Below are 24125 nucleotides of genomic sequence, written 5' to 3'. Positions count from 1 at the left end.
GTTCCGAACGCGTTTGCCGATAAGCGGGTGTGCGGAACGCTCTTCTCAATGAGGGTTACAGGCGATAGGGGGCTACTGGCGGTACGAGCTGAGGAAGTTCCCGATCCGCTCGATCGCCACGCCCAGGTCGCGGCCGGGCGGCAGGGTCACGATCCGGAAGTGATCCGGGTCCGGCCAGTTGAAGCCCGTGCCCTGCGTGACGAGGATGCGCTCGCGCTCCAGCAGGTCCAGGGCGAACTGGCGGTCGTCGTGGATCTCGTGCACATTCGGGTCCAGCTTCGGGAACACGTACAGCGCGCCCATCGGCCGCACACAGCTCACGCCGGGGATCGAGTTGAGCTTCTCCCACGCGATGCCACGCTGCTCGTGCAGGCGCCCACCCGGCTCGATGAGTTCGTCGATCGACTGGTATCCGCCCAGGGCCACCTGAATGGCGTGCTGCGCCGGCACGTTGGGGCACAGGCGGGTCGAGGCGAGCAACTCCAGCCCCTCGAGGAACCCGGCGGCGTGTGCCTTGGGGCCGGTGATCGCCATCCAGCCCGCCCGGTAGCCGGCCACACGATAGGTCTTGGACAGGCCGTTGAAGGTCAGCACCAGCAGGTCGTGGGCCAGCGTGGCGATGGACGTGTGCTGGGCCTCGTCGTAGACGATCCGGTCGTAGATCTCGTCCGCCAGGATCAGCAGGCTGTGTTCGCGGGCCAGGTCGACGATCCCCTGCAGGACCTCGCGTGAGTACACCGCGCCGGTCGGGTTGTTGGGGTTGATCACCACGATCGCCTTGGTGCGCGGGGTGATCTTGGCGGCGATGTCCTCCAGCGACGGGTTCCAGTCGTCGGACTCGTCGCAGAGGTAGTGGACCGGCTTGCCGCCGGACAGCGAGGTCATGGCGGTCCACAGCGGGTAGTCCGGGGCCGGGATGAGGACCTCGTCGCCGTCGTCGAGCAGCGCCTGCATGGTCATGGTGATCAGCTCGGACACGCCGTTGCCGAGAAAGATGTCGTTCACGCTCAGGCGCGGGAAGTCGGGCACCAGCTCGTAGCGCGTGAAGATCGCGCGCCGGGCCGACAGGATGCCCTTGGACTCCGAGTAACCCTGCGCGTGGGGGAGCGCGGCGATCATGTCGCGCATGATCACGTCAGGCGCCTCGAACCCGAAGGGCGCGGGGTTGCCGATGTTGAGCTTGAGGATCCGGTGGCCCTCGGCCTCCAGCTGGTTCGCCCGCGCCAGCACCGGCCCGCGGATCTCGTAGAGGACGTCCTTGAGCTTGGAGGACTGGTCGAGCGTGCGCGGCTGGTGGTGCGTGCGTCCCGGGTTCTCAGGCGTCATACCTGCCGATTGTGCCACTTCGGCACGGGTGCCCGGCATCACGTGCCCGGTCGGCGGCGGGGCCCGGCGACCGGGCGGGATCGACGCGGTCAGATCCCGTATCGCAGGTCGACGATCGCCGGGATCTCCGAGTCCGGGAGGAGCTCGTCGGGATGCTCGACGCGCAGGAAGTCCACACACTCGCGCTCGAGCGGGCACAGCGAGTACGGCTGCGACTCGATGGACAGCCCGGTGAGCCGGCGGAGCCTACGCACCTCACCGCGCACCGTCGTGGTGGCGGACGGGTCCTCGTAGAGGGCCTCCGACAGCGCCCGCGCCGACCACGCCTCACGGGAGGCCAGCAGCGCCACCAACTCGGCCCGCCGGGGCGTGAGCGGGATCGAGGTCCCGTCCGCCCGGATCACGGCCGGTTTCCACCCGAGCAGGCGGATCGCGGTGACGGGGTTGGGATCGGCGGCCGGGACGTGGCCGGGTGCGTGGGCGGCGGCGTTGTCGTCGTCGTACCCGGTACCGTCGGCCGCGCCGGGGGGTGACGGGAGCGCGGCGAGCAGGGACTCGGCGAGCCGGGCGCCGCAGCGCACCAGCGCGGCGGTCTCCACCGACGAGAACCGCAGCGGGTGGGACACGTCGAGGACCCCGATGACCCGCCCCCGCGGATCCCTGATCGGACTCGCGGTACACGTCCAGCCGTGGTGGGCGCGGACGAAGTGCTCGCCCGCGGTGGCGTGGGTGAGGGCCCCGGCCTCGAGCGCGAGCGAGATGCCGTTGGCGCCGATGCCCTTCTCCGACCAGTCCGCGCCCTCGGCGAACGCGATCGAGTCCGCGCGGCGCAATGCCTGCGCGCTGCCCGCGCGCCACAGGACGCGGCCCCGGGTGTCGGAGACGACGACGAGGTGTCGCCCGGCGGCCGAGGTGTCCGCCACCGACGCCACGACCTCCGCCGCGACCCGGTGCAGCGGCGTCATCGCGCGTGCGGTCGCGAGCTCCTCCCGCGACAGGACGCTGCACGGGGCCTGCTGGTCAGGGGAGATTCCGGCGTCCCCGCTGCGTTGCCAGGCGCGCAGCACCCGCGAGTCCAGATCGGGCGTCTGACCGCCGGCCAGCGCGATCTCGTGGGCCTCGATCGTGCGGGCCGCGAAGGCTCCGGGGTCGGAGAACCGCAGCGTCGAGTGCAACGACATTGCCACCCCCTCGGGAAGACAGTGTGATCTACGTCATGAAAAACGCTACAGCAGAGCGAAGGAGTGGGCATGACACAGACGACGGAAGCACCCGCGGGGGCCGACAGCACCGACCGGGTCGTGGAGACGTGGCTGGCGGAGTTCGGCGAGGCGTTGAGCGCGGGCGACACGGGCCGCGCGGCCGGGATGTTCGAGGCCGAGGGGTGCTGGCGCGACTTCGTGTCCTTCACCTGGAACCTCCGGACCCTCGAGGGGCGCGAGGAGATCGGGGAGATGCTCGACAGCCAGCTCGCCGCGGCCGCCCCCACCGGCTGGGAGCTCGCGGACCCGGCCACCGAGTCGGGCGGCGTGATCGAGGCGTGGATCAACTTCGAGACCGCGGCGGGTCGCGGCTGGGGCCACCTGCGACTGCGCGACGGACGGGCCTGGACCCTGCTCACCACGCTGCAGGAGCTCAAGGGGCACGAGGAGAAGAAGGGCCGCGACCGCGACAAGGGCGTCGAGCACGTCATCCGCCGCGGCCGCCGGACCTGGCTCGAGCAGCAGACCGAGCGGCAGGAATCGCTCGGCTACACCGACCAGCCCTACGCGGTGATCATCGGTGGCGGTCAGGGCGGGATCGGCCTCGCGGCCCGGCTCAAGCGGCTCGGCGTGCCCACGATCGTGATCGAGAAGAACGAGCGCGCCGGCGACTCGTGGCGCAAGCGCTACAAGTCGCTGCACCTTCACGACCCGGTCTGGTACGACCACCTTCCCTACATCCCGTTCCCGGACGACTGGCCCGTGTTCCCCGCCAAGGACAAGGTGGGGGACTGGCTCGAGCACTACACCGCGATCATGGACATCGACTACTGGTCCGGCACGCAGTGCCTGGGCGCCGAGTTCGACGAGACGACGGCGACGTGGCGTGTCCGGGTCGACCGGCGGGGCGAGGAGATCGAGCTCAGGCCGACCCAGCTTGTCTTCGCGCTCGGGGTGTCCGGCTACCCCAACATCCCGCACTTCGACGGCGCCGAGGACTTCGCCGGCGACCAGTGGCACTCGTCCGAGTTCACCGGCGAGGGCGACGTCGAGGGCAAGCGCGCCGTCGTGATCGGCTCCAACAACTCCGCCCATGACATCTGCGCCGCCCTCTGGGATCACGGCGCGGACGTGACGATGATCCAGCGCTCGTCCACCCACATCTCCCGGAGCGAATCGCTGATGTCGCTCGCGCTCGGTCCCCTCTACTCGGAGGAGGCGCTCGAGGCCGGCGTGACCACCGAGAAGGCGGATATGCTGTTCGCCTCGTGGCCGTACCGGCTGTTGCCGGACGCGCAGATCCCCGTCTACGACCAGATGGCGGAGAAGGACGCGGAGTTCTACGGCAAGCTCCGGGACGTCGGGTTCGACCTGGACTTCGGCGAGGACGGGTCGGGCCTGTTCCTGAAGTACCTCCGGCGTGGATCGGGGTACTACATCGACGTCGGTGCCAGCCAGCTCCTGATCGACGGCGAGGTGGCCCTCGAGCGCGGACAGGTGACCCGGATCCTGCCCGACGGCGTCGAACTCGACGGCGAGCGCGTGCTACCCGCCGACCTGATCGTCTACGCCACCGGATACGGATCGATGAACCAGTGGCTCGTGGACCTGGTGTCCCAGGAGGTCGCGGATCAGGTCGGAAAGGTGTGGGGCTACGGCTCCGACACGACGCGCGATCCGGGCCCGTGGGAGGGCGAGCTGCGCAACATGTGGAAGCCGACCAACGTGGAGCAGCTGTGGATCCACGGCGGCAACCTGCACCAGTCGCGCCACTACTCCAAGTACCTCGCGCTGCAGCTCAAGGCGCGGATGGAGGGCATCCCGACGCCGGTGTACCGGGTGCAGGAGGCGCACCACACCTGCTGATCGGTCCTCGCCGCCTGCAGGATCGCGACGGGATTTCACGTTTCGCGACCGGTTTGCCCCGGAAACGACCGCGGCCCGTGATCAGAAGTTCTGATCACGGGCCGCGGTTGCGTTGTCTCGTCGGTCAGCCGAGCGAGAGGCCGTATCCGCCGGACTTCTTCGACCGGGGGATCGCCCCGCCCGCAGCGGGCTTGGCCGGGGTCTCCGAGGCCGGTGCCTCGTCGGCGGCGTCGGCCTTCGCGGGCTCCGCCTGCGCGGACTCGGGAGCCTCGGACGGGGCCTCGGGCTTCGTCGGCTCCTCGGTCGCCGGAGCGGCCGCAGCCTTCGGAGCCCCCGGAGCCTTGGGGGCACCGGGAGCCTTGGCTCCCCCCTTCAGTCCCAGGCCGACGGTCGGCTTGGCGGGCTTGGCCGACTCGGTCTCGGTTGCCGAGGCATCCGGGACCGGGGCCGGGGCGTCGGACTCGGCGGGCGTCGCAGCAGCCGGAGCGGCAGCCTTCGGCGCACCGGGAGCCTTGGCCCCGCCCGGGGCCTTCGGTGCACCGGGAGCCTTGGCGCCGCCGCCGAGCGAGAGACCGCCCGACTTCGGTGCGCCCTTGGCGGCGCCGGTGGTGGCCGGAGCCTCGCCCTGGGCCGCCTCTCGGGTCTCCTCGGTGCGCTCGGCGTCCTTGACCTCGGACTGGGCCTCGGCGCCGACCGCGTTGGCACCTCCCGGGGCCTTGGCACCACCCGGGGCCTTGGCACTACCGGGAGCCTTCGGCCCGCCGGGCGCCTTGCCGCCACCACCGAGCTTGAGGCCGCCCGACTTGGGCGCGCCCTTCGAATCGGCGACGGACGCACCCGCTGCTGCGGCGCTGACCGCACCGGCGGTACCGGCGGCGGCCACCTCGGCGCCCTCGCCCTTGTCGGTCACCTCGTTGTCCGGGGCGGCCTCGGCGGGCGGCGCCGTGGCGGTGGCCCCGGCCTGCTCGACCTCGGCGGCCTCACGCTCGGCCTGCTCGGCCTCCTTCTGCGCAGAGGTCTTCTCACGCTTGGGCTTCTCGATCCACGACGCCTCGCGCGGCTCGGGCAGGCCACCGTCGCGGGTGACGGACTCCAGCAGCAGCTGGGCCACGTCCACGACCTCGACCTGACCCTCCATCTCGGTGCCGTCGGTCTGGGCGGTGGTGCCGTCCGAGAGCATCACGCGGCAGAACGGGCAGCCCGTGGCGATCTTGGTGGGCGTGGTCGACAGCGCCTCGTCGACACGGTCGACGTTGATGCGCTTACCGACCGTCTCCTCCATCCACATGCGCGCGCCACCGGCGCCACAGCACATGGAACGCTGCCCGTGACGCGGCATCTCCTTGAGGGTCACGCCCGAGCCGTCCATGAGCTCACGCGGCGCCTCGTAGACCTGGTTGTGGCGGCCGAGGTAGCACGGGTCGTGGTAGGTCACGGTGCCGTCGATCGGGGCCACCGGCACCAGACGCTTGTCCCGCACGAGGCGGTTGAGCAGCTGGGTGTGGTGGACCACCTGGTAGTCGCCACCGAGCTCGCCGTACTCGTTCTTGAGTGCGTTGAGGCAGTGGGCACAGGTCACGACGACCTTGCGCTGCGCGGTGGGCACGCCGTCGAAGGCGTTGTTCATCGTCTCGATGTTCTGCTCGGCGAGCATCTGGAACAGGAACTCGTTGCCCGCGCGGCGGGCGGAGTCACCGGTACAGGTCTCGCCCTGGCCCAGCACCGCGAACTTCACTCCTGCGGTGTGCAGCAGCGTCGCCACGGCCTGCGTGGTCTTCTTGGCGCGATCCTCGAAGGCGCCGGCACAGCCGACCCAGAACAGGTATTCGGTGTCGGAGAAGTCCTCGATGTCCGAGCCGATGACCGGGATGTCGAAGTCGAGGGCGTTCATCCACTCGTCGCGGCCGGAGTTGTTCTGGCCCCACGGGTTGCCCTTGTTCTCGAGGTTCTTGAACAGGCCCGCCAGCTCGGTCGGGAACTCCGACTCGATGAGCACCTGGTAGCGACGCATGTCGACGAAGTGGTCGACGTGCTCGATGTCCACGGGGCACTGCTCGACACAGGCGCCACAGGTGGTGCAGGACCAGAGGGCCTCCGGGTCGATGATGCCGGCGAGGGTCGGGTCCTCGGAGACGTCGGCGGTGGTGCTGCCGACCAGCGGACGCTGGGCCTCGATGCGGGCGGCCTCGGGGATCTTCGCCAGCTTGGCCTCGTCCGGGTTGCCCTCGGCGTCGACCAGTCCGGTCTCCTCGCCCATCGTGGTCTTGCCACCCGCGAGCAGGTACGGCGCCTTGGCCGCGCCGTGGTCGCGCAGCGCCATCATCATGAGCTTGGGGCTCAGCGGCTTACCGGTGTTCCAGGCGGGGCACTGCTCCTGGCAGCGGCCACACTCGGTACAGGTGGAGAAGTCCAGCCAGCCCTTCCACGAGAAGTCCTCGATCGCGCCGGCGCCCAGGAGGGGCTCGAAGTCCTCGTCCTCCTCGGTGCGCTGCTCGATCTTCTCCATGGTCAGCGCCTCGCCTTCCATGGTCATGGGCTTGAGCGCGCCGAGCGCGGTGCGGCCGTCGGCCTCGCGCTTGAAGTAGATGTTGAAGAACGCCGAGAAGCGGTGCCAGGCGACGCCCCAGGTGATGTTGCGGCCCACGACGTACAGCCAGATCATGCCGGTGAGCAGCTTGATCAGCGCGAAGATCGAGACCATGAGTTCGTTGGCGGGCAGGATCGTCGACAGCGGGCCGGTGGCCCAGTCGGTGCTCCAGTGGAAGCCGTATCCGTCGGCGCGCAGCAGGGCGAGCTTGCCGGCCTTGACGAAGATCATGCCCAGGCCCTCGAGCAGCACGACGGCCTCGACGAAGTAGGCGGCCTTGCGGTCCGATCCGGTGAACCGGTTGAGGCCCTTACGCTGGTTGACCTGGCGGATGATGATCAGTACCAGAATGCCGATGACGGTGCCCAGGCCCAGGAACTCGTCGATGGCGTGGTACCAGACCTGGTCCGACAGCCACGGCCAGCCGCCGCGCGGGTTGAACGTCTGGATGTAGGCCTCGAACCAGACGATCGAGCCGAGCATGAAGCCCACCATGACGAACCAGTGGAAGAAGCCCACCGAGCGCTTACGCGCCATCCGTGTGTGGGCGGCGACCTCCACGATGACGTTCTTCAGTCGGGCGAAGACCGGCCCGAATCGATTGAAGCCGTCCTTCTGGCCGAGCATGATGCTCCGCACCATCCGCGAGACTCCTCCGATGAAGGAGGCCCAGCAGATCAAACTGAGTAGGACGCCTATCGTCCCGAGAGTGATGGTCACGCCTGACATGGTTCGCGGCCTTTCGTCGCACTTCTCGACGCACGGGCACCGTATTTCCGTATTAAAGGCACCCGTCGACAGTGTTGAGGTCAAAGGTATGCCACAAGGGCCCCGTTCCACGAGTTGAGGTCTCCCTTACCTGAGAGTTCCCCACTCGCGGACGGGGCCCGCGTGACGATCAGTGTTTCAGTTGGTGCGCAGTGTCAGACCCGGGTGCGCGGCGAGCACGTCGGAGATCGGGACCGCCGACAGGCGCGGGGTGAACCCGGCGGCCTTGGACACCGCCTCGGCGTTGGCGCAGGTCCCGGTGTCGGCCACGTTGGAGGCGCTGGAGATGCCCAGTGCGCGGTCGCCCGAGAAGACCACTCCGCCGCTGTCGCCGGGGAGGGCGCACAGGTCGACCGTGAAGGCGCCGGCGATGGTGCGCGAGCCGGCCACGTCGATGTCGGCGTCCACCTGCGAGATGGTGCCGCAGGAGAACCCGGTGCGGAAGCCGGTCTTGCAGGCCTTCTGGCCCACGACGGGCTCGGCGGTGCCGATGATCGACTGGGGCGCATTGCCGTCGGCGCTGACGAGGTTGTTGCTGAACCGCTCGGCCGCGTCCTCGTCCACCGCGATGAGGGCGGTGTCGATCGCCTCACGCTTGGTGCCGGTCATGGTGCCGAACTCCTCGCCGTCGGCGAGGGCGGCGCGGGTGCCGTCGGCCCCGGCGCAGTGTGCGGCGGTGATGACGACGGGCTTGCCGTCCAGCTCACCGTTGAACCCGGTCGAGCACTCGAGCACACCGCTTGGAACGCGGACCATGTAGCCGGTGCCGCCCACGACCGGGCCCGTGGGTGACGTGTCCGTCCGGCCTCGCTGACGCGCCTGCGGCGTGGGCTGCGGGTCGGGGTTGGGCACGGTCTCGTTCATTCCGTCGATGATCGAGCCGGTCCCGGGAGTCAGGCCGGACAGCAACTCGACGATGGTGCGCATCGGCCCCTCGGGGATGAACCCGGTGTCGTTGAGCAGTGCCAGGCTTCCGAGCGAGCCGCCGTCGCCGCCGGTCAGCGCGCCGAGTCCGGCGCCCGCGCCGGCGCCGCCCGCGCCCTCACCGGTGGCGGCGGGCGTGAGTCCGTCGGTGGTCGGTTCGCCGTCGGAGCCGGTCCCGCCGCCCTGGCTCCCGAACGGCGCGGTGTCCGACGCCGGGTCGGGGGCCTCGATCATGTCGACCTCGGCGAGGTCGTGGAGCCGGGAGTCGATGGTGCCGAGCTGGGCGGCATCACCGCCACGGGTGGTGACGACGACGGCGTTGCGGGTCGGATCGACACGCACACCGGTGACGAGTTCCTTGAGGTCGGTGGGCATGCCCTCGACGATCGCGCCGACCTGTCGTTCACGCGCATCGAGCTCGTGTGTGGTCAACGCCACGTCCCGGACGGTGAACCCGGCGTCGGTCGCCTCGTCGCGGAGTGTGTCGCCGATCGCTCCCTCGACCACGCCGACGATGCCGGTGCCGTCGTCGTCGAGCCAGACGCCGCCGAACGCCTCGCGGAACTTCTGCTCCCACCCGGGGCGCGCCTCGGCGAGGCGCTGGCCGACGCCGGCCTGGTCGAGGAACTGCTCGGGCGTCAGGCCGAGATCGCGCTTGAGCGCCTCGACGAGCGACGTCAGCTGGGGTCCCAGCGCCCCGTCGAGCGCGGGGAGGGCCGTCGGGGTGGCGGCGGGGGGCGCCGGGGGCGCGGGGGCGGGCTCGGCGCCGGCGGGCGTCGCGGTGACGACGAGTGCCGCGGCCGCGCCGAGTGCGGCGAGTTTCGAAGAGATGCGCATGGTGGCCTTCCGTGATGCACGGTGAGCGACTGGAGGGGTCGACCGGTCGCGAGCAAGATTACGGAGCTGTGATTACTGAGTCCAGTGTGACACGTGTGATTAGTGGGATTAGTTGGGCGATTTTTCAGAAGAGGCTGAGTCGAAGAATTTCGCCACTGGGCGCTAGGCTGCCTCTTCGGCAACGACGTACGCGTCATCCCCAGATACATATCGACCGGAGGTCCCATGTCCGACGCAGACGCCGCACTCCACGAGGCTCTCGACACAGTGGTGCGACGCAATCCCGGACAGGTTCTCTTCCGGCAGGCCGTGCACGAAGTCCTCGAGTCGCTCGCGCCCGTCGTGCACCAGCACCCCGAGTACGTCGAGGGGGGCATCCTCAAGCGCATCATCGAGCCCGAGCGCGTGGTCTCCTTCCGGGTGCCCTGGGTGGACGACAACGGCGTGGTGCAGGTCCAGCGCGGCTTCCGCGTGCAGTTCAGCTCGGACCTGGGTCCGTACAAGGGCGGCCTGCGCTTCCACAAGTCCGTCGATGAGGACACCCTGAAGTTCCTCGGCTTCGAGCAGGTGTTCAAGAACGCCCTCACCGGCCTGGGCCTGGGCGGCGGCAAGGGTGGTTCCGACTTCGACCCGCACGGCAAGAGCAACGGCGAGGTCATGCGGTTCTGCCAGTCGTTCATGGCGGAGCTGGCCCACCACATCGGTGCCGACCTGGACGTGCCCGCCGGCGACATCGGCGTGGGCGGTCGCGAGATCGGCTACCTGTACGGGCAGTACCGCAAGGTGACCGGCCGCAACGAGGCCGGCGTGATCACCGGTAAGGGTGTCGGCTACGGCGGCTCCTGGGCGCGGACCGAGGCCACCGGTTACGGGCTGGTCTACTTCGTCCGCGAGATGTTGCGCGACTGCCCGGGGCTCACCCTCGAGGGCTCGCGCGTCGTGGTCTCGGGTTCGGGCAACGTCGCACTCTATGCGGCCAAGAAGGCCTCGCAGCTCGGCGCCACCGTCGTGGCCTGCTCGGACAGCCAGGGTTACGTGCTGGACGAGGACGGCCTCGACCTGGACCTGCTGTCGGAGATCAAGGACGTGCGCCGCGAGCGCCTCTCGGCCTATGCCGACGAGCGCGGCAACTGCACCTACTTCGAGGGCCGGTCGGTGTGGGAGGTCGACTGCGACATCGCGCTGCCGTGTGCCACCCAGAACGAGCTCGACGGCGACGCCGCGCGCGCGCTCGCCGAGAACGGCTGCCGCCTCATCGCCGAGGGCGCGAACATGCCCTGCACCGAGGAGGCCATCGAGGTCATCCACGCCAAGGGCATTCTGTTCGGCCCCGCCAAGGCCGCCAACGCCGGCGGCGTGGCCACCAGTGGCCTGGAGATGCGGCAGAACGCCGGCCGTCTGCTGTGGGACTTCGAGCGCGTCGACTCCGAGCTCGACCGCATCATGACCAACATCCACGCGACCGCCGCCGCGACCGCCGAGGAGTACGGCCAGCCCGGCGACCTGATCGCCGGCGCCAACATCGCCGCGTTCCGCCGGGTGGCCGACGCGATGCTGGCCCAGGGCGTCATCTGACCCGAGTCCGTCGACCCTCCGGGTCACGGGCAGTACGACGACGACAACGACCACCACGTCGTTGTCGTCGTCGTCGTCATTTCAGGGGGCGGGTGGCCCGGCACTCCCGGCGCTGTCGCCGTGCGCGCCCGGCCTCGTCCGCCTCGCCCGGGCGGCTTTGAGTCTGTTCGACGCAGGTCTGCGTGTGAGTTGCCTCACTCCGGGAATGGAATCCTGCGCCTCCCAGTTATACGGAGCGTCAAACCTCAGCGACCCAGACTCAACTCGGGTTGACTCGCCACCGAACGGCGGGCAGTGTGGACACCACACTGTGGAGGGACGGGCCCCGGACTTGAGTCGGGGTCGCTGAACAGCAGTCATCATTCGCGGGAACAGTAAGGAGTTCACCATGGGACGTGCAGTCGGTATCGACCTCGGCACCACCAACTCGGCGGTCGCGGTCCTGGAGGGCGGCGAGGCCCAGGTCATCGCCAACGCCGAGGGGTCGCGCACGACCCCTTCGGTGGTCGCCTTCGCCAAGAACGGCGAGGTCCTCGTCGGCCAGCCGGCCAAGAACCAGGCGGTCACCAACGTCGACCGCACCATCCGCTCGGTCAAGCGGCACATCGGCACCGACTGGAAGTCGGATTCGATCGACGACAAGACCTACACCCCGCAGGAGATCAGCGCCCGTACGCTGCAGAAGCTCAAGAGGGATGCCGAGTCCTACCTGGGTGAGGACGTCACGGATGCCGTGATCACCGTTCCGGCCTACTTCAACGACGCCCAGCGTCAGGCCACCAAGGACGCCGGCCAGATCGCCGGCCTCAACGTCCTGCGCATCGTCAACGAGCCCACCGCGGCCGCCCTGGCCTACGGACTCGACAAGGGCGAGCAGGAGCAGACCATCCTGGTCTTCGACCTCGGTGGCGGTACGTTCGACGTCTCCCTGCTCGACATCGGTGACGGCGTCGTGGAGGTCCGCGCGACCTCGGGCGACAACCACCTCGGTGGTGACGACTGGGATCAGCGGGTCGTCGACTGGCTGGTCGAGAAGTTCAAGGCGCAGAACGGCATCGACCTGACCAAGGACAAGATGGCCCTGCAGCGTCTGCGTGAGGCCGCGGAGAAGGCCAAGATCGAGCTGTCCAGCGGACAGTCCACTTCGATCAACCTGCCGTACATCACGGTCGACGCGGACAAGAACCCGCTCTTCCTGGACGAGACGCTCACCCGCGCCGAGTTCCAGAAGATCACCCAGGACCTGCTCGATCGCTGCCGTCAGCCGTTCCAGGCCGTGATCAAGGACGCCGGCATCTCGGTCTCCTCGATCGACCACGTGGTCCTGGTCGGTGGCTCGACCCGTATGCCCGCCGTGACCGACCTGGTCAAGGAGCTCACCGGGGGCAAGGAGCCCAACAAGGGCGTCAACCCGGACGAGGTCGTCGCCGTGGGTGCCGCGCTGCAGGCCGGCGTGCTCCGTGGCGAAGTCAAGGACGTCTTGCTGCTCGACGTGACCCCGCTGTCGCTGGGCATCGAGACCAAGGGCGGCGTCATGACCAAGCTCATCGAGCGCAACACCACCATCCCGACCAAGCGCTCGGAGACCTTCACCACGGCGGACGACAACCAGCCATCGGTGCAGATCCAGGTATTCCAGGGCGAGCGTGAGATGGCCGCGCAGAACAAGCTGCTCGGCTCCTTCGAGCTCGCCGGCATCGCCCCCGCTCCGCGCGGCGTGCCCCAGGTCGAGGTGACCTTCGACATCGACGCCAACGGCATCGTCCACGTCACCGCCAAGGACAAGGGCACCGGCAAGGAGAACACGATCGTCATCCAGGACGGCTCCGGTCTGTCCAAGGAGGAGATCGACCAGATGATCAAGGATGCGGAGGATCACGCCGCCGAGGACGCCAAGCGTCGCGAGGAGGCGGACGCCCGCAACCAGGCCGAGTCCACGATCTACCAGACGGAGAAGTTCGTCTCGGAGAACGAGGACAAGATCCCGGCCGACAAGAAGTCCTCGCTCGAGTCGGCGATCGCCGAGGCCAAGACCGCTCTCGAGGGGTCGGACGTCGACGCGATCAAGGCCGCGGTCGAGAAGGTCAACACCGAGGCGCAGGCCGTCGGCCAGGCGATCTACGAGGCCTCCGCGGCCGAGGGCGCCGAGGCCGGGGAGGGCGCATCCGCGGGGTCCGATGACGACGACGTGGTGGACGCCGAGGTCGTCGACGAGGACGAGACCGGGAGCGATTCCAAGTGACCTCGCCCCACGCTGACGGACCGGAGACCGACAAGGCCGCATGGGCCGGTGCCGACGCCGAGACCGTCGACGCCGCCGAGGTGGCCGACGAGGCCGCGGCGGCTGAGGCCGCCGCGGCCGGCGGGGACGGTGCGCTCGAGGGAGAGATCGTCGACGAGGCGTCGTCCGGGCTGCAGGCGCAGCTCGACGAGCGCACCGCCGACCTGCAGCGGGTGTCGGCGGAGTTCGCCAACTACCGCCGCCGCATGGACCGCGAGCGTACGGCCGGCATCGAGGCCGCCCGCGCGGGACTGCTCTCCGAGCTGCTCCCCGTGGTGGACGACCTCGACCGCGCCCGCGATCACGGCGACCTGTCCGACGGGCCGCTCAAGGCCTTCGCCGACAAGATGGTCGCGCTCCTGGCGGGCCAGGGCGTCGAGCAGTTCGGCGAGGAGGGCGACCCCTTCGACCCGAACCTGCACGAGGCCGTGCAGGACGAGTCCGACGGCGGCGAGCCCGTGCTCGGCACCGTCCTGCGCAAGGGCTACCGCATGGGCGAGCGCACCCTGCGCGCGGCGATGGTCATCGTCCGCTGACAGAGGCGACCGGCACGTGCAGGTGCGGCCCGCATCAGGCGGACCGCACCTGCACACCACGGCAGACCTGAGAAACTACAGAGCAGGACAGAAAGGAGGCGTCTGGTGAGCCAGCGCGAATGGGTCGAGAAGGACTACTACGCCGAGCTGGGCGTCTCCAAGACCGCCACGCAGGACGAGATCCGTAAGGCGTACCGCAAGCTCGCCCGCGAGAACCACCCGGACTCCAACCCGGGTAACACCGCGGCCGAGGAGAAGTTCAAGCGGATCAGCGAGGCGAACGACGTCGTCGGTGATCCGGCCAAGCGCAAGGAGTACGACGAGTTCCGCGCCCAGGTCTCCTCGGGCGGGTTCGGCGGCTTCAGCGCGCCCGGAGGCGGCGGCGGTTACACGACCACCAGCGATTTCGACCTCGGTGACCTGTTCGGCGGCGGCGGACCGGCCGGTGGGGCCGGAGGCTTCTCCGACCTGTTCGGCGGATTGTTCAACCAGGGACGCGCCGGCGGCGGCGGGGCCGGTCGGTCCCGGGCGCAGCGCCCGCGCGGGGGCCAGGACGTGGAGACCGCGCTGACGCTCTCGTTCCGCGAGGCCGCGCTCGGTGAGACCGTCCAGATCAAGCTCTCCTCGGCGTCGCCCTGCCTGACCTGTCACGGCAGCGGCGCCAAGCCCGGCACCAGCCCCAAGGTGTGCGGCACCTGCCACGGCGCCGGCGTCACCCAGCGCAACCAGGGTGCGTTCGGCTTCGCCGAGCCCTGCGCCGACTGCGGCGGTACCGGGTCCAAGATCGACGACCCGTGCACCGACTGCGGAGGCAGCGGCGTCACCGACCGCACCCGCACGATCAACGTCAAGGTGCCGGCGGGAGTCTCCGACGGCCAGCGCATCCGGCTCTCCGGACAGGGCGAGGCCGGCTTCCGTGGCGCGCCCTCCGGCGACCTGTACGTCACGGTGACCGTCCAGAAGGACGCGGTCTTCCAGCGCGACGGCGCGGACCTACTGGTCGACCTGCCGGTGTCCTACCCCGAGCTCGTGCAGGGTTCACAGGTGTCCGTCCCGACCCTGACCGGCCGGGTGACCGTCAAGGTCCCCGCCGGATCGCGGGACGGCCAGATCCTGCGGGTGCGGGGCCGGGGCATCGCACGCAAGTCCGGAACCGGCGACCTCAAGGTCACGCTCCGGGTGGCCACGCCCCCCGCCGGGATGGCCGAAGCCGAACTCGCCGCATACGACGAGGCGCTCCGCGCGGCAGGCTTCGATCCGCGGTCGGGCTGGGCCGGGTCGGCATGAGCCCCCGGCTGGACGTCGAGGACCTCGGTCCCGACGACAGCGTGCTCGTGATCTCCATGGCCGCGGAGCTGTCGGGGCTGCACGCCCAGACGCTGCGCACCTACGACAGGCTCGGGATCGTCACCCCCGAACGCACCCGGGGCGGCGGCCGCCGCTACTCGCTGCGCGACGTGGCAATGCTGCGCGAGGTGCAGCGGCTCAGCCAGGAGGAGGGCGTGAACCTCGCCGGCATCAAGCGGATCATCGAGTTGACCAATCAGGTCGACGCGCTGCGCAGTCGTGTGGCCGACCTCATCGACGAGCTCGCCGACCTGCAGCGACGGCAGGGGCGGCCCGGCCGCTCCGGCGAGTTGGTGCACGTGCCGCGTTCCACCTCCGTGGTGGTCTGGCGGCCCCGCCACGAACGTGACCGGAACAGTGATTGAGGTAAGCCTTACCAAGCTGATGCTAGATTTCAGGGGATACTGATACATCGACCCCCGGAGTCGTTCGTGATTCTTCGATCCCGCGGCATCGCCGTTGCCCTGGCCACCGTGCTGGCCACCTCTCTGACTGCCTGTGGATTGTCCGGCGCAGGTGACGACGCCGCATTGGTCGTCTACAACGCCCAGCACGAATCGCTCACCCGCGACTGGGCCGACGCCTTCACCGAGGAAACGGGAATCGAGGTGGAGTTGCGCAACGGTAGCGACTTCGATCTCGGCAACCAGCTTGTCGCGGAGGGGGACGCCTCCGGGGCGGACCTCTACCTGACGGAGAACTCGCCGGCCATGTCGATGGTCGCCCGTGAGGGACTCCTGGCGCCGGTCTCCGAGGAGACCCTCGCTCAGGTCCCGGAGGAGTATCGCCCATCCACCGGCGACTGGGTGGGCGTCGCCGCCCGCTCCACCGTCTTCGTCTACAACCCGGACGCGGTCGCCGAGGCCGAACTCCCGGAGTCTTTTGCCGATCTGGCAGAGCCCCGCTGGCAGGGTAGATGGGGTGCCGCTCCGGCGGGCGCCGACTTCCAGGCAATCGTCTCCGCCTCGCTCGAACTCGACGGAGAAGAGAATACCCGAGCCTGGCTCGAGTCCCTCGAGGGGCCGGACGGGGCATTCGCGACCTACAAGGGCAACAAACCCATTCTGGCGGCCGTCAACGCCGGTGAGATCGACGGCGGCGTGATCTACCACTACTACTATTTCGGTGACCAGGCCGGAACCGGCGAGTCCTCGCAGAATGTGGTGCAGCACTACTTCCGAAACGAGGGCCCGGAGTCATTCGTCTCCCTGTCCGGCGGCGGTGTGCTCGCGGGCGCCCCGCACGCCGAGGAAGCGCAGCGCTTTCTGACGTTCATCACCTCCACCAAGGGACAGGAGATCCTGCGGGATTCCTCCTTCGAGTACCCGGTCGCCTCGGGCGTCGGGGCGAACCCTGAACTGGTCCCGCTCGCCGAGCTGAACGCCCCGGACATCGACCCGGCAGGCCTCAACGGCCCGGAGGTGTCCGATCTGATGATCTCACTCGGTCTGGCCTGATCTGTGGCGACCGTCGCGCCCCCGAGGACCACAGCGCCACCCGGCCCGGCCGGTCGGCCCGGTGCCCCGGCGCGCACCGGGCGAACGCCAGCGCGGGTGCGGGGGCGTCGCCCGCCACCAGCACTGTCCGTGATCGTGGGATTGCTCACGGTCCTGTTCCTGCTGCCGGTGGGGTACATCGTCTGGCTCGCCGTCGACATCGGTCCGTCGGCGGTCGCCGAGCTGTTGTTTCGCGAGCGTGTCCTGAGGCTTCTCGGCTCCACCCTCGCGCTGGTGGCGGTCGCCGTCCCGGCCGCCGTGGTGCTGGGTGTGGCCGCGGCCTGGCTGGTCGAACGGACCACGTTGCCCGGCCGGAAGGTCTGGGGAGTGCTCTTCGCCGCGCCATTGGCGGTACCGGCGTTCGTCATCAGCTACGCCTGGCTGGGGATCGATCCGTCGATCGGCGGACTGTCCGGTGGCGTGCTCATCTCGATCTGTGCATATTTTCCGCTCGTCTATCTCCCTGCGGCCGCTACGCTGCGGTGGATCGACCCCGCGGAAGAGGAGGTGGCCCGATCCCTGGGCGTTCACGGGTGGGGCATCGTGTTCCGCGTCCTGGTCCCGCAGTTGCGTCTGGCTGTCGTCGGCGGCGGACTGCTCGTCGCCCTGCATCTGCTCGCCGAGTACGGCGCGTTCTCCATGATCCGCTTCGACACCTTCACCACGGCGATCGTGGACCAGTACCAGTCGTCGTTCGCCTCGGCCTCGGGCGGTGTGCTCGCGGGTGTCCTGGTGCTCGTGTGTCTGGCCCTGCTGATGGCGGAGGCAGGCGCCCGCGGCCGGGCCAGGTACGCCCGCCTGGGCGCGGGCGCCGCGCGCCGGACCCCGCCCGTGAGGCTGGGCAGGTGGACCCCGGTGGCGCTACTCGGGTCCCTGGCGGTGGTGGTGATCTCGCTCGGCGTCCCCGTGTTCGTGGTGGGGCGGTGGCTCGTCGTGGGCGGGACGGAGGTGTGGGCGAATCCGGATCTGCCCGAGGCGTTCGCCCAGTCGGTCGGCTACGGGTTCTACGGCGGCCTCGGCTGTGTGCTGCTGGCGCTGCCCGTGGCATGGTTGACCATCCGCTATCCCGGGCCGACAGCCCGGCTGGTCGAATCAGGCAATTACATCGCGAGCTCGGTACCGGGCATTGTGGTGGCGCTGGCACTGACCACGGTGTCCATCCATGTGCTGCCGCAGATCTACCAGACCGTCGTGCTGGTCCTGGCGGCCTACGTGCTGTTGTTCCTCCCTCGTGCCGTCGTGACACTGCGCGCGGGCCTGGCCCAGGCACCGGAGCGGCTCGAGGAGGCGGCGCGGTCACTCGGTTGCCCGCCGTGGCGTGCGGTCCTCACGGTGACCATCCGGCGCATGATGCCTTCGATGGTGGTGGCCTTCGCTCTGGTGTTCCTCGCGGTTCTCAACGAACTCACCGCCACCCTCCTGCTCTCGCCCGCCGGTACCAGCACCCTGGCGACCCGATTCTGGGCGCTCGGGCTGGACCTGGATTACGCCGCTGCCGCACCCTTCGCCATGATCATGATCGTGATGTCCGCGCCCATGACCTATCTCCTGCTTCGTCAGACCGCGGCGGGTGGACGGTGAGCGCGCGCGACGCGTCTCCGGCGTCCTGTGAACGGACGGCCTCCACCGGTGGCGAAGCGCTTTCCGTCCACAACCTGACCAAGTCATTCCCCGGCCGCACTGTCCTGGCCGGTATCGACCTGGACGTCCCGTCGGGCGGCTCGGTGGCCGTGGTGGGCCCGTCGGGATGTGGTAAGACGACTCTGCTGCGGGTGATCGCGGGCTTCGAACAGCCGGACGCGGGGAGCGTCAGTCTGGGCGGTCGCGTACTCACCGGGCCCTACGGAATCCCGGCGCACAGGCGCCAGATCGGATACGTGCCTCAGGATGGTGCGCTGTTCCCGCATCTGAGCGTGGGCGCGAACGTCGGGTTCGGTCTGCCACGCAGGGCGCGGACCCGGGACCGGATCGCAGGGCTGCTCGAGCGGGTCGCGCTGGACGCCGACATGGCCACGCGCCGACCTGACCAGTTATCCGGCGGGCAGCAGCAGCGGGTGTCGGTGGCGCGGGCCTTGGCCCAGTCGCCGTGTGTGGTGTTGCTCGACGAGGCTTTCTCCGCGCTGGACGCCGGCCTGCGATCCGAGATCAGGAGCGCCGTGGGCGAGATCCTGCGCGACGGCGGGATCACCGCGTTGCTCGTGACCCATGACCACGAGGAGGCGCTCTCGTTCGCCGATCGCGTCGCCGTGATGCGCGACGGTGCATTTGTGCAGGTCGATCGGCCACGAGAGGTGTATCTGCACCCCGCCGACGACGGCACCGCGGAGTTCTTCGGAGAAGTGGTGCACCTGTCCGGGCAGGTTCGGGACAGCTACGCCGAGACGGCACTCGGGCGCATCGCGATACCGTCGGGCCGCGACGACGGGGGTGTCGTGCCGGGCGGCGGACCGGTGGCGCTCACGGTGCGGACGGAGCAGGTGATCCTGGGCGCGCCGGACGACGCGGTGGCGCGCGGTGTGGTCCGCTCCGCGCGGTTCCTCGGATCTGCGGTCCGGTGTGAGATCGATGTGCCCGGTGCGGGCACGGTGGTCGCCCGGTGTCGGCCCCAGGACGCGCCCGAGGTCGACGACGAGGTGGGCGTCTCGCTGGCCGGCGACGCACGGGTCCGCGGACGCTGACCACACGGAGAGAGCTCCGGTGCAGAGCGCAGGCAATCTACGATTTTCATGAGGATAGGTTTGCCTAATACAGTGCTTCTGTGAAGGTTCTTCCCGCAGCACAGTCCCGGGCTGCCCTCGAGACGTCCGGTCCGCCGGCGCGGCGGGAGATCGTCGCCACGCTGGCTGCACGGGGTGAGTCGGTCGCTGTCGTCGCCCTCGACGGTGAGATCACCTACGCAGACCTGGCACATCGGGTGGCCGATCGCGCCGCCGCCTATCCGGACGTGGCCACCGGTCGGCGCATGATCGGGTTGCTCGCCGCCAACACCAGCGAGTTCCTGGTCGACTACCTCGCTGCCCATGACGCCGGCCATGTCGTGCTCCTCCTGCCGCCGGACGGCGCCGCCACCGGGGCGTTGGTCGCCACATGGACGCCGGACATCATCGCCGGCGACGGCCGGGAGATCCCCGACGGGGCCCACAGATCGCCGCCGCAGCACGACCTGCACCCCGACCTCGCGCTGTTGCTGAGCACCTCCGGCTCCACCGGTGCCCCGAAGCTGGTCCGTCAGTCGCGCCGCGCGGTCCTGGCCAACGCCCGCTCGATCGCGGAGTACCTGCGCATCGAATCCACGGACCGTGCCATCACTACGCTGCCCCCGCACTACTGCTACGGGCTGTCGGTCCTGCACAGCCACCTGCTCCGCGGGGCCTCGGTGGTGCTCAACGCCGACTCGGTGTCCACCCCGGAGTTCTGGGACCGCGCGGCGGAAAAGGCGGTGACGACCTTCGCGGCGGTGCCGCACACCATCGAGCTCATCGAGCGCGTGGGCCTCGATCAGCTCGACCGACTCCCGCACCTGCGCTACCTCACCCAGGCGGGCGGCCGACTGGCCCCCGAGTCCGTGCGTCGCGTGGCGGCGTACCTCGAGGGACGCGGTGCCGACCTCGTGGTCATGTACGGCCAGACCGAGGCCACCGCCCGCATGGGCTACCTGCCGCCACACCTGGCCCGACGCCGCGCCGGGGCGATCGGCATCGCGATCCCCGGCGGTTCCTTCCGGGTGGACACCCTCGAGGGCGCCGACCCGGATGAGCCCGGCGAGCTGGTGTACACAGGCCCCAACGTGATGATGGGCTACGCGGTGGCCCCGTCCCACCTGGCACACGGCCACGAACTGAGCGAACTGCGCACCGGAGACCTCGCCCGGATCGCGAGCGACGGACTCGTCGAGATCGTGGGACGAATGGGTCGCGAGACCAAGATCTTCGGCCACCGCATCGACCTCGGGCGCGTCGAGGCCACCCTGGCCGACCGGGGATTCGACGCCTGGTGCGTCGGCGAGCCGGACCGGCTCGTGGCGGTCGTCCGGGAGTCCACGCCGGATCTGGTGTCGGCAGCAGCGTCCGCCTCGGGACTGCCGGCGTCCGCGGTGGAGGTGCTCGTCGTCGAACCTCCACGCACCTCCTCCGGCAAGGTGGACCAGGCCGCGCTGCGCACTCTCGTCGCCGAGCGGGACCGCTCGCCCGGCGGATCCGACGCCGGAACGCCCAGCGCGTTCGTCGCCCACGCGCTCGGGTTGGACTCGTGCCCGCCGGAGGCCACCTTCGTCGACCTCGGCGGCGACTCGTTGACCTACGTGGTCCTGTCCACCAGGCTCGAGGAGACCGTGCCGGGGCTACCGCGAGACTGGCACCTGCGCCCGATCGCCGAATTGGATGCGCTCGCCGCCGCGCCGACGGCCGCACCCGCCGCACGGTGGACGCCGTGGCGAGCGTGGGCCAGGGTCGACACCTCTGTGCTGCTGCGCGCCGTCTTCATCCTCACGATCGTGGGCGGCCACACGCGTGCCTTCGCGATCTATGGCGGCGCCCACGTCCTGATCGCGCTGGCCGGCTACTCGCTCGCCCGGTTCCGGCTCCACTCCGCCGACACGCGCGAACGGGCGCTCGGCGTCCTGCGGACTGCCGGGCGGATCGCGGTGCCGGCCGTCGTGTGGCTGCTCATCGTCACCCCGTTGACCAGCAGGTATCACTGGTACTCGCCGCTATTGGCCACGCACCTCTTCGGCCCGCACTCGTGGTCGGACGACCGCTGGTGGAACCCGTGGCAGATGTGGTTCATCGAGGCCGCGGTCTATCTGACCCTCGGCGTGGCCGCGCTCATGGCGATCCCGGCCGTCAGCCGCCTGGACCGGCGCCATCCCTTCGCGCTCCCTGCCGCGCTCATCGCGGCCGGTCTGCTGGTGCGCTTCACCGTGATCGACCTCGGCGGTGGTCCGATGGTCTGGTACTCGGCGCCGGCGGTGCTGTGGCTGTTCGGGCTGGGCTGGGCGATCGCGAGGACCGAGCAGGTGCGTGGCAACCCGGTGTGGGTGCGGCTGGCCTGCACGGCGGTCGTGGTGGCGTGCGTGCCCGGCTGGTTCGGCCACCCCTCGCGTGAGCTCGTGATCATCGTCGGCCTGCTGGCCGTGATCTGGGTCCCGGCCGTCCGTCTGCCGCGACCGGTCGTGCGGCTGGTGACCCCGCTCGCCGCGGCGTCACTATTCATCTACCTCACCCACTTCCTCGTCTACCCGCCGATCCGCGACGCCGGCCACGAGTGGCTCTCGTTCGCGCTGTCGCTCGCCGTGGGAATCGCCGCGTGGTGGCTGTGGGAGGCCGGCGCGCGGGTGACCCGGCGCGTGGCCGACCGGCGGCAGTGCGGCTGCCGAGACAGGTAGCCTCGAGCGCAGTTCGACCGCGCCCCGCCCGGTTCGCGGGCCACTGGTCAGAAACCCGTCGGGCCCCGGGTGGACCACCCCGGAACCGACCGCAGCCCACGAGGAGGCCCGCCGTGCGCATCGCCGCCGCCCAGATCCTGTCCGGACGCGACCCGCAGGACAATCTGCGCAAGGTTCGCGAGCGGGTGGCCGAGGCCGCCGGCCGGGGGGCCCGCCTCGTGGTGTTCCCCGAGGCCACCATGCGCGCATTCGGCGCCGGTCGGCTGGACGAGATCGCCGAACCCGTCGACGGCCCGTGGGCGACCGCGGTGGCCGAGGTCGCGCGTGAGTACGGGGTTGTCGTCGTCGTCGGCATGTTCACCCCCGGCGAGGGCGGCAGGGTGCGTAACACCCTCCTGGTCACCGGGCCGGCCGGGGACGGCGAGGGCGGCGCCGGCGAGGACCTCCACCTCGGCTACGACAAGATCCACCTGTTCGACGCGTTCGGGTTCGCCGAATCCGACACGGTCGAGCCCGGCGACACCACGCGCGTGGTGACCATCGACGGCGTGGGGATCGGGCTCAGCGTCTGCTACGACATCCGCTTCCCCGGCCAGTACCGGCGCCTCGCGGCCGACGGCGCGCGCCTGACGCTGTGCAGCGCGTCGTGGGGGTCAGGGCCCGGCAAGGTAGACCAGTGGCGGTTGCTGGCCGGCGCCCGCGCGCTGGACGCCACCACGTTCCTGCTCGCCGTGGACCAGGCGGATCCCGAGGTGGAGGGCGTCGAGGTGAAGAAGGGCGCGCCGACCGGCATCGGTCACTCGCTGCTCGTGGGGCCGGACGGGACCGTGCGTGAGGAGATCGCCGCGCGGGGCTCGGGGCTGCTGGTGGTGGAGGTCGACGACGACGAGGTCAGCCGCATACGGAAGGCGGTCCCCGTGCTCGCGAACGGGCGGGTCACCGAAGAGCCGGCCGCGGGGGTGGGGCGGTGACCGGACCGCGCGATCCGCGCGAGGGCGGCGATTCCCGCGACGGCGACGGCCCCGCCGATCCTCCCACCGAACAGTTCCCGCCCGCCGCGAACGAGGGCGGCGACCCGCCCACGCAGCAGTTCCCACCGGCCGACCCGCCGACCAGCGCGCTGCCGCCGGTCGAGTCGGGCCCCGGGTCGGCGGCGTGGTCGCAGTACGGCGACGAATCCGGCAGTCCGACTCCCACGGCCGGCATCGCGGCCGGCGGGCCGGCTCCCACGGGCGAGATCCCGGCCGGCGACGGCCCGCCGCCCGGTGACGTCCCGCCCGAGGGGCCCGGATCGGGCGGTGGCGGCCGGGACGACGACGGCGGCCGGAACCCGACGCCGTGGATGATCGTCGCGGCGCTGCTCGCGGTGGTGCTGGTCGCCGGCACCGTGGTGTGGCTGGCCTCGCGCAGCAACAGCGACGACCAGATCGCCACGCCCACCACGACGCCCACCCGGTCGACGGTCACCTCGACCACGCGCAGCACCCCGACCACGACCACGCCCACCACGACAGGGCCGCCGACCGCCGCACAGCGGTGCACTGCGGGTTTCGTGGCGGACGAGCTCGGCGAGGGAACCAGGGTGCGCGAGTGCGATCCGCAGTTCCTGCTGGTCACGCGCGATGGGGGCGAGAGCGAGCTGTACACCTGGCGCGAGGACCACTGGGAATTCCTTGCGGCCCCGGCCTCTGATGTGTGCCGGGAGCAGCTCGAACAGCTGGGTGTGCCGGACCAGTTCCGTCGCGTGTTCCAGCCCTGCGGCGTGACGACCAGTCGCACGACGAGCTCCTCCACGACCAGCCCCACGACGAGCGCGACGACCCGCACCACCACGTCGGGCACCACCACGTCGGGCACCTCGACGACCACCACGAGCCGGTCGCTCAGCGGCGCGGCCGCCGATCCGGACGAGGGCGAGGGGGAGGACGGCGGCGACGATGCGGTCGCGAACCGCAAAGCTGACGGCAACGCCGGCGTCTGAGGCTTCCGACGTCTGA

At 70.2% G+C, this 24125-nt stretch carries 16 protein-coding genes; 12 read left to right on the top strand and 4 right to left on the bottom strand.

What is annotated here, in order from left to right; genetic code table 11:
• Positions 1-72: 72 nt before the first annotated feature.
• Positions 73-1326: a pyridoxal phosphate-dependent aminotransferase gene (locus K3888_RS02420; protein ID WP_230928619.1), complete on the bottom strand. Its 1254-nt coding sequence runs from the start codon at positions 1324-1326 to the stop codon at positions 73-75.
• An 89-nt stretch (positions 1327-1415) separates the two neighbouring features.
• Positions 1416-2507: a helix-turn-helix domain-containing protein gene (locus K3888_RS02415; RefSeq protein WP_230928618.1), complete on the bottom strand. Its 1092-nt coding sequence runs from the start codon at positions 2505-2507 to the stop codon at positions 1416-1418.
• Between the two features lie 69 nt (positions 2508-2576).
• Here K3888_RS02415 and K3888_RS02410 point away from each other — a divergent pair, with 69 nt between their 5' ends.
• Positions 2577-4394: a flavin-containing monooxygenase gene (locus tag K3888_RS02410; RefSeq protein WP_230928617.1), complete on the top strand. Its 1818-nt coding sequence runs from the start codon at positions 2577-2579 to the stop codon at positions 4392-4394.
• A 124-nt stretch (positions 4395-4518) separates the two neighbouring features.
• On the opposite strand, the gene K3888_RS02405 is transcribed toward K3888_RS02410, so the two are convergent.
• Positions 4519-7710 carry a heterodisulfide reductase-related iron-sulfur binding cluster gene (locus tag K3888_RS02405; RefSeq protein WP_230928616.1) on the bottom strand — a complete coding sequence of 1064 codons (3192 nt, stop codon included), beginning with the start codon at positions 7708-7710 and terminating at the stop codon, positions 4519-4521.
• 177 nt (positions 7711-7887) lie between these two features.
• A complete protein-coding gene (locus tag K3888_RS02400) occupies positions 7888-9510 on the bottom strand; it encodes a S1 family peptidase (protein WP_230928615.1) in 1623 nt (540 codons plus the stop codon).
• A 225-nt stretch (positions 9511-9735) separates the two neighbouring features.
• Between K3888_RS02400 and gdhA the strand changes: the two genes are divergently transcribed.
• The 11 genes from gdhA to K3888_RS02345 all read left to right on the top strand — a co-directional run bounded on the left by gdhA (position 9736) and on the right by K3888_RS02345 (position 24109).
• Positions 9736-11085, top strand: coding sequence for an NADP-specific glutamate dehydrogenase (gene gdhA / locus K3888_RS02395; RefSeq protein WP_230928614.1), 1350 nt, complete (start codon positions 9736-9738; stop codon positions 11083-11085).
• A gap of 388 nt (positions 11086-11473) precedes the next feature.
• Positions 11474-13327, top strand: a complete 1854-nt coding sequence (gene dnaK / locus K3888_RS02390; RefSeq protein WP_230928613.1) for a molecular chaperone DnaK — start codon at positions 11474-11476, stop codon at positions 13325-13327.
• Positions 13324-13902, top strand: a complete 579-nt coding sequence (gene grpE / locus K3888_RS02385) for a nucleotide exchange factor GrpE (protein ID WP_230928612.1) — start codon at positions 13324-13326, stop codon at positions 13900-13902. Before dnaK ends, grpE begins: the two co-directional genes overlap by 4 nt.
• A 105-nt stretch (positions 13903-14007) precedes the next feature.
• On the top strand, positions 14008-15189 hold the full coding sequence (gene dnaJ, locus K3888_RS02380; protein WP_230928611.1) for a molecular chaperone DnaJ: 1182 nt from the start codon (positions 14008-14010) through the stop codon (positions 15187-15189).
• Complete coding sequence (locus K3888_RS02375; protein ID WP_230928610.1) at positions 15186-15614, top strand: heat shock protein transcriptional repressor HspR; 429 nt, start codon at positions 15186-15188, stop codon at positions 15612-15614. Before dnaJ ends, K3888_RS02375 begins: the two co-directional genes overlap by 4 nt.
• 66 nt (positions 15615-15680) lie before the next feature.
• Positions 15681-16706, top strand: a complete 1026-nt coding sequence (locus K3888_RS02370; RefSeq protein WP_372459515.1) for an iron ABC transporter substrate-binding protein — start codon at positions 15681-15683, stop codon at positions 16704-16706.
• Positions 16707-16835: 129 nt separating this feature from the next.
• Positions 16836-18326: an ABC transporter permease gene (locus K3888_RS02365; RefSeq protein ID WP_372459514.1), complete on the top strand. Its 1491-nt coding sequence runs from the start codon at positions 16836-16838 to the stop codon at positions 18324-18326.
• Complete coding sequence (locus tag K3888_RS02360) at positions 18323-19423, top strand: ABC transporter ATP-binding protein (protein WP_230928608.1); 1101 nt, start codon at positions 18323-18325, stop codon at positions 19421-19423. Before K3888_RS02365 ends, K3888_RS02360 begins: the two co-directional genes overlap by 4 nt.
• A gap of 80 nt (positions 19424-19503) precedes the next feature.
• Positions 19504-22128 carry an AMP-binding protein gene (locus tag K3888_RS02355; RefSeq protein WP_230928607.1) on the top strand — a complete coding sequence of 875 codons (2625 nt, stop codon included), beginning with the start codon at positions 19504-19506 and terminating at the stop codon, positions 22126-22128.
• Between the two features lie 113 nt (positions 22129-22241).
• Entirely contained in the window at positions 22242-23099 is an 858-nt protein-coding gene (locus K3888_RS02350) for a carbon-nitrogen hydrolase family protein (RefSeq protein WP_230928606.1), read from the top strand.
• A complete protein-coding gene (locus tag K3888_RS02345; protein WP_230928605.1) occupies positions 23096-24109 on the top strand; it encodes a hypothetical protein in 1014 nt (337 codons plus the stop codon). The genes K3888_RS02350 and K3888_RS02345 overlap by 4 nt, the downstream gene beginning before the upstream one ends.
• Positions 24110-24125 lie beyond the last annotated feature (16 nt).

This window comes from Dietzia aurantiaca (assembly GCF_021033825.1).
GTDB lineage: Bacteria > Actinomycetota > Actinomycetes > Mycobacteriales > Mycobacteriaceae > Dietzia > Dietzia aurantiaca.
The sequence above is the reverse complement of the archived record's forward strand: the minus strand, read 5'-3'. Positions and strand labels throughout refer to the sequence as shown.

What these genes read in the sequence shown, in the direction of transcription:
- K3888_RS02420 (WP_230928619.1), bottom strand. Translation starts at nt 1,326, where the DNA reads ATGACGCCTGAGAACCCGGGACGCACGCACCACCAGCCGCGCACGCTC.
- K3888_RS02415 (WP_230928618.1), bottom strand. Translation starts at nt 2,507, where the DNA reads ATGTCGTTGCACTCGACGCTGCGGTTCTCCGACCCCGGAGCCTTCGCG.
- K3888_RS02410 (WP_230928617.1), top strand. Translation starts at nt 2,577, where the DNA reads ATGACACAGACGACGGAAGCACCCGCGGGGGCCGACAGCACCGACCGG.
- K3888_RS02405 (WP_230928616.1), bottom strand. Translation starts at nt 7,710, where the DNA reads ATGTCAGGCGTGACCATCACTCTCGGGACGATAGGCGTCCTACTCAGT.
- K3888_RS02400 (WP_230928615.1), bottom strand. Translation starts at nt 9,510, where the DNA reads ATGCGCATCTCTTCGAAACTCGCCGCACTCGGCGCGGCCGCGGCACTC.
- gdhA (WP_230928614.1), top strand. Translation starts at nt 9,736, where the DNA reads ATGTCCGACGCAGACGCCGCACTCCACGAGGCTCTCGACACAGTGGTG.
- dnaK (WP_230928613.1), top strand. Translation starts at nt 11,474, where the DNA reads ATGGGACGTGCAGTCGGTATCGACCTCGGCACCACCAACTCGGCGGTC.
- K3888_RS02375 (WP_230928610.1), top strand. Translation starts at nt 15,186, where the DNA reads ATGAGCCCCCGGCTGGACGTCGAGGACCTCGGTCCCGACGACAGCGTG.